The following is a 5,775-nucleotide window of genomic DNA, read 5'->3' on the forward strand; positions in this document are numbered from 1 at the left end:
CGGCGACATAGCCACGCAAATGGCATGTCTCCGATAGACTACGAAAAGCAGTATTTCATGAAGCTCGGAGCAGTCTAGGGAAGCCGGGGCGATTCACCCAATGCTGCATGTGTCCAGGCACGACAGCCCGAGGGGTTCTAGATTCCATGGGCCCGTGATGATATCCGGGCACGTCCTAGACGGTGCGTTGGTTCTGATGTGTCCTAGTTATAAATCTAGGCGGCTACGCCGCCCGGACCCGGCCTGCGGCCGGGGAGCAACTCCCCGCGAGCGGGGGCCCCTCTCCCCGCAGCAGGACCGGCGCGAGGCGATAGACACAAAGAGAGATAGATTCAGCGCCTAGCGCTGGAGGCGCTGCGGATTGATGCAGCAAGGTAGCCGCTGAACGCGGCTATCCGTTTCGCTTCGCTGCGGACTCAAATCGCCTTGCACGACAGAGTCACGATGGGCATAGAAGCAATCAACGGGTTCGATCCTTCAAGTAAACATGAAGCAAACGAAACAACAATCGCTCTACACCATAAGGATGAACAACAGATTGCAGGACACGAAGCACCATTGCCGGTACATAGCGACGATCAGTGAAGTCACCACGATCTAACTCGTCAGCCCGAGGGGTTCTAGATTCCATGGGCCCGTGATGATATCCGGGCACGTCCTAGACGGTGCGTTGGTTCTGATGTGTCCTAGTTATAAATCTAGGCGGCTACGCCGCCCGGACCCGGCCTGCGGCCGGGGAGCAACTCCCCGCGAGCGGGGGCCCCTCTCCCCGCAGCAGGACCGGCGCGAGGCGATAGACACAAAGAGAGATAGATTCAGCGCCTAGCGCTGGAGGCGCTGCGGATTGATGCAGCAAGGTAGCCGCTGAACGCGGCTATCCGTTTCGCTTCGCTGCGGACTCAAATCGCCTTGCACGACAGAGTCACGATGGGCATAGAAGCAATCAACGGGTTCGATCCTTCAAGTAAACATGAAGCAAACGAAACAACAATCGCTCTACACCATAAGGATGAACAACAGATTGCAGGACACGAAGCACCATTGCCGGTACATAGCGACGATCAGTGAAGTCACCACGATCTAACTCGTCAGCCAACTTTTGAAGCTGATTAGCAGCAGACCGCAAACCATATTTATCAGATGTAGTCATCGTGCAAACGTAAAGAAAGACGCCAGAGCGGAGACCAGCCAACCGACAAGGTAAAGACCGGTCAGCACACCAAAGACCGAGCCATAGCACACCGCCGCGACGCATGCCCTTGACGGCCTGCCATTGACATAAACAAGACGACGCAATGCATTACGCATACTCAAATCCCTTTCGATACGGTCGTTACGGTCGCCCTTGTAGGCGCGCCAGAGTTTGAAAATCCAGCAATCCCCTGCCCCTGCTGCGGCACGTCACAAATAACACTCCTGACCGTGTTCTGGTAGCGGAGTTCTGCCACACAATCGTTGAGCGATGTAATCGTATAGCCCGCAGCCTCAAGCTCTGAACTGGTCGTAGTCGTGACGGTAAAGCCATTCTGCGATACCGCAAAAAGCATGACATGCCGGCCACCCATTTTCATGCCGCCAGCAAGATGCAATCCACGCTCTGTATAAGGCCCGAAATCTGCCGCCCTGGGGGACGGAGCCACAGACGAGCTAGCCGCACTTGACGCACTCACCGAAGATGCAGCAGCAGCGCGAACTTGACGCAGTAGCTCCTGATCCGCAGCACCACCAGCACTAACCACACCGCCCCTTGTAGGAGCCGCAACAGCCTGTTTTGGCGGCTTATGGCTCACACGATAGCCGACCCATGAAAACATGCCGACTGCAATCAGCAAGGCAATGGCGCAGCCAATGAATGTCCAATGCTGCCACCACGGCTTAATATCATTCGGCATCGCTTCGACACCCGCAACACCTTGCGTATGCGACCGGTACAGAAAAAAATAATCCGGATCATACGAGCGCTCACTGGTATTCAAGACCTCGCCACGAAAACCAGAAGAGACCTTGCGGATATATTTATCCGGCTGGCCCCATGCAACCTTTTTGACAAATCTATAAACCATCTGGACGTTTTCACGGATGGCTGCTGAGGTCTTGCCGTAACTCTGAGTCAGATACAGCACATCGCAAACCCAGTGACGATGCAGCGCCGCCCATTCTTCGACTTCCACAGATGTTGCCTTGAAAGGGATTACGTTTTGTGCCTCATCGATTACGAACAAAGGCCCATATTTGTGCTGAGGATGGCGCCATTCATCGTAATAGTCCCAGACATTAGCAAATACACGCGGATTAGGCGCTTGCCGCCACTCTGACTCAGGAAGGACATTAAAAGCCCCCTCCTCTCGCGTTGGCTCCCACGTACCCCGCACAGGCAGAGGCTTTGTCCTACGCTCAATCAACGCGGGATAAGCCGGATCAAGTAGCGCAAAAGCCTGTAGATCAAGTGGGAGGTTAGTAATGACCTTACGCCCCGATTTAACCGCATCCAATATGTGATAACGGACGGTTTCATATGATTTTCCAGAACCAGAGGTTCCAAGCAAGTAGTGGATCATGATCCGAGCCTTGTAAAAGGTATCAATTGCAGAAGCATGCGAATAACGAGCGCAGCGACAATAATACCCAGCGCCTCTTTTATTCCGACCAAACCCGCCATATTCAGAATATCCGCGCCGAGAGACGCAAAGCCGGCAGAAACAGACCCGAGCCCGGATATGTCAAAAGATTTGATGATATCAACGGCAAGACCCAGCGCTTTATCTAGAGCCCAGCAAAGTACATCCGTTGCGATTTTCCAAATGGCGGAAAAAATCGATTTCAAGACTAGCTTATGCCAATTAGCAACAAGCTCAATCCAATCCCAGAGCCAAGAGAAATCCATTTTTCTAGCCCCCAAATACAATTGATCGCGCCGCGAATAATGCGGAAACAATGATGATTGCTTTAATCATTGGCCATATCCAGCATGAAGCCTGAAGCGGATACGCAACCCCACCCCAGGACAGCGACCACGACGGACAAGAACCGCCAGACGGAGCCGCATCAACAAAACCATTTAGCCAGCTCACAACGGGAGTTTGCTTAAAGGCATTGGCGTGTGTAGCCCAAACCCCCGAAATACCATCCGGATATCGCTCTTCCCATAAATCAGAGGACTCAACTGTCGGCAAATCACCGCCCTGCGTCCCGGTAACACTGCTAGACGCGCCAGAAGTAGCCGCCCCGGAAGACGCATTACCCGAACCAGTACCAGACCCGGAGGAAGCATCACCAGAAGACGCAGAGCCATTAGAACCAGAGCCAGAGCCAGAGCCAGAGCCAGAACCAGAAGAAGACGCAGAGCCAGAAGCGCTTGAAGAATTTGAACCGGTTGAAGACCCCGAAGAAGAACCGGAACCAGAGGCTACGCAAGTATTAACGCCATTAACCTGACCTAGGGTTTTACCGTCAGTGCAAGACGTAGGAGCCTGTTCACCACCAATTACAGTGACGCCCGTCCCCGTACAAGTAGCACCAGTAGATTGCCAATTTGTACAAGAGGTCTGATACAGACCATTAACAACAACTTCCACACATACGCCGCCCGCCTGCAAAACGCAGCCACCAACACAAAGGCCTGATGCGTTTTTTCCATTGTATGTGTAAGAAGACGAAACAATAGTGCCAGCCTCTGGACATGAAACAGATGAAGAAGACGAAGAGGACGAGGAAGAAGAAGTCGAAACACATGAACCACTGGTCAAATTGATTTGAGTACCCGAATCACAACCCGAAACATATTCAAGCTGGTGATTATATTTCTGATTACTATTTGACGTGAATTCGCAGCGCCCCGGAATAGAAATGTCAAAAGAAGCCGTACCACTCCAACCAGAATAGACATCGGTAACCCAGCCCGACATTTGCCCACAAACGTAAGAATCAGTCCCGGTGATGCCAGTCCCCGGAAGACGCCAAACTATGGCCGCAAAAGAATAGGACGAAAAAAAAGCCGCCATCGAGATTAATAGCAGCTTAAAAATTTGTTTGAGCATGTGTTTTGCCCCTATGAGTTGTACATACCACGGAGCCACGCCCCAGCGCTCATTGCGCCGATAAGCGCGACCACCGCATAAACGATGGCCGCCCCCATGGTTTAGGCCTTGCGAACAGCGCGCTTGCCCAGGTCGATGCCCTTGAAGGCCATGTGCAGCGCGATGATGGTAATGCCGAGCGCACTCACAGCGGTAATTGCGTCAGCAAAAGTGATACCAGCAAAGATTTCAGTCATTTTTCAACTCCCAGAAATAGTCAGGATTTAGAGATAAGTTTCCGGGCAATCCCGACCTTAAAACCCAGAAACCAAAAAGTCATCACGGCACCAAAGCCCCAGAGAAACGCGACCCCCAGAGAATCGGACGTGATTTGCTGAGCCATCACATCGGACGAATCAGCGAGAACCACAAAACCACTTGCAACGCAGTTTTCAAGCGTCAAATCCGGACGCAGAATCAAAACCGAGCCTTGAGCTTGAGCGCACTGCATTTAGAACACCCCACCACTACCGAACTCGTCGTAGTTTTCAATCCAGTCGTCGTAACACTTCTGACAAAGCTGGACCTCTTCGCCCTCTTCGCTAACCGGTTCTTCCTCGCAACTACTGCAAAGCTCAGACATATCGACCTCCTGATTTAAAAAGGCGGCTCTTCACCGTCATGCTCAACATCAATTTGCACAGTGTTTTTGCCAGCAACCCAAAACGTGGTTCCGTCCGGGCTTAGCCACATGTCGAACTGAGCACCGACGAGGCCATAGAAGGTCTGGAGAACACCGATTGCTTCCGGGCATGCTTCCGTCACATCGACAGCACCAAGCCAGACGCGATGCACGGTCGGCTTTTTGGCATCCGCGCTATGCCAATAGCGTTTTTTTTCTGAGTCGGTCAGATCGTCGAAAGTCTTTTCCATGTACTTGACGATGTATCCGCTAAGCCTGCTGCTATCCCATTGCCGCCCTGCCCCACCCATGCCCTGCTTTGCCCTAGGGGAAGTCACATCAACTTGACCCGGAGTCTCAACGCCTTTTTCGTCACCCCTGCCCCCCAAGGCCTGATACCAGCAGCGACGAATCACGCTATAGGGCTGCCACCCCTTGACGGCTAGATGGATGTGGAACGCGCCCCGGTCTTGCAGCTCAGGGACCGCCACATAAGGCCAAGGACGGCCCTTGAGTTCTTTCCGGAGAAGGCGAACGAAGCGCTTGAAATCGTCGTAGAGCCTTTCCCGGTCCTGCATGTTTTCCCTGTAGGTCAGCGTCAGCAGCCGATCGGCTGAAATTTGCTTGACGAGCCAACGGGCGGATTGCTTGGCGCGACGCACTGCGCGCTTGTGATTGCGTTCCCTCTTTTCGGCCTCCTCCTCTTCAGTAAGAGGCTTTGCGCCGAAGCCGGGGGCATGAGTGCCGGAGCTTTCGAAACGGTCCTTCATGGCATCCATTGCCATGGGCCGGACGGCTTGCACACAGCCCTCCAAGGTTCCGTTTTGAAAGGTTCGGATCTTCATAAAATAGTTTCTTTCGGGTAGCTCAAAGGGAATGCTTTCGTCATCATTGACAAAGTGTTCAGCAACAGCTAGGTTTGTCATCAGTTCCCCGCAAATCAGACTTGTGTGGAATAGAAAGCCCCGGAACCTTTGGCGAGGTCCGGGGCTTTTGTTTTGTGCTTACGCGCTGGGGGCTACAGGCTTCGGAGCCGAGCCACGCGGGACAGGATTCAGACCCACCAGACGGGGAACC

General features: G+C 53.1%; 8 protein-coding genes. All 8 read right to left on the bottom strand.

Going from position 1 to position 5,775, the window contains the following annotated elements; translation table 11 throughout:
* Window positions 1-943 precede the first annotated feature (943 nt).
* The 8 genes from C0V76_RS19995 to C0V76_RS19335 all read right to left on the bottom strand — a co-directional run bounded on the left by C0V76_RS19995 (window position 944) and on the right by C0V76_RS19335 (window position 5,624).
* The gene (locus C0V76_RS19995) at window positions 944-1,150 is read right to left on the bottom strand and encodes a hypothetical protein (protein WP_158239302.1); all 207 of its coding nucleotides are present in this window, start codon (window positions 1,148-1,150) and stop codon (window positions 944-946) included.
* A 160-nt stretch (window positions 1,151-1,310) separates the two neighbouring features.
* A complete protein-coding gene (locus C0V76_RS19315) occupies window positions 1,311-2,558 on the bottom strand; it encodes a zonular occludens toxin domain-containing protein (protein WP_101944553.1) in 1,248 nt (415 codons plus the stop codon).
* Entirely contained in the window at window positions 2,555-2,884 is a 330-nt protein-coding gene (locus C0V76_RS19320; protein WP_101944554.1) for a DUF2523 family protein, read from the bottom strand. The genes C0V76_RS19315 and C0V76_RS19320 overlap by 4 nt, the downstream gene beginning before the upstream one ends.
* Window positions 2,885-2,888: 4 nt before the next feature.
* A complete protein-coding gene (locus C0V76_RS20000) occupies window positions 2,889-4,037 on the bottom strand; it encodes a hypothetical protein (RefSeq protein ID WP_158239303.1) in 1,149 nt (382 codons plus the stop codon).
* Between the two features lie 101 nt (window positions 4,038-4,138).
* Window positions 4,139-4,273, bottom strand: coding sequence for a hypothetical protein (locus C0V76_RS20365; RefSeq protein ID WP_256376442.1), 135 nt, complete (start codon window positions 4,271-4,273; stop codon window positions 4,139-4,141).
* Between the two features lie 20 nt (window positions 4,274-4,293).
* Complete coding sequence (locus tag C0V76_RS19330) at window positions 4,294-4,527, bottom strand: hypothetical protein (protein ID WP_101944555.1); 234 nt, start codon at window positions 4,525-4,527, stop codon at window positions 4,294-4,296.
* Window positions 4,528-4,659 (bottom strand): hypothetical protein, encoded by a 132-nt coding sequence (locus C0V76_RS20370; RefSeq protein ID WP_256376443.1) that lies wholly within the window; start codon window positions 4,657-4,659, stop codon window positions 4,528-4,530. It lies immediately after the preceding gene.
* Window positions 4,660-4,673: 14 nt separating this feature from the next.
* Complete coding sequence (locus C0V76_RS19335; protein ID WP_143707493.1) at window positions 4,674-5,624, bottom strand: hypothetical protein; 951 nt, start codon at window positions 5,622-5,624, stop codon at window positions 4,674-4,676.
* Window positions 5,625-5,775: the final 151 nt, after the last annotated feature.

The sequence above is a fragment of the Uliginosibacterium sp. TH139 genome (assembly GCF_002855595.1).
Taxonomy (GTDB): Bacteria; Pseudomonadota; Gammaproteobacteria; order Burkholderiales; family Rhodocyclaceae; genus Uliginosibacterium; species Uliginosibacterium aquaticum.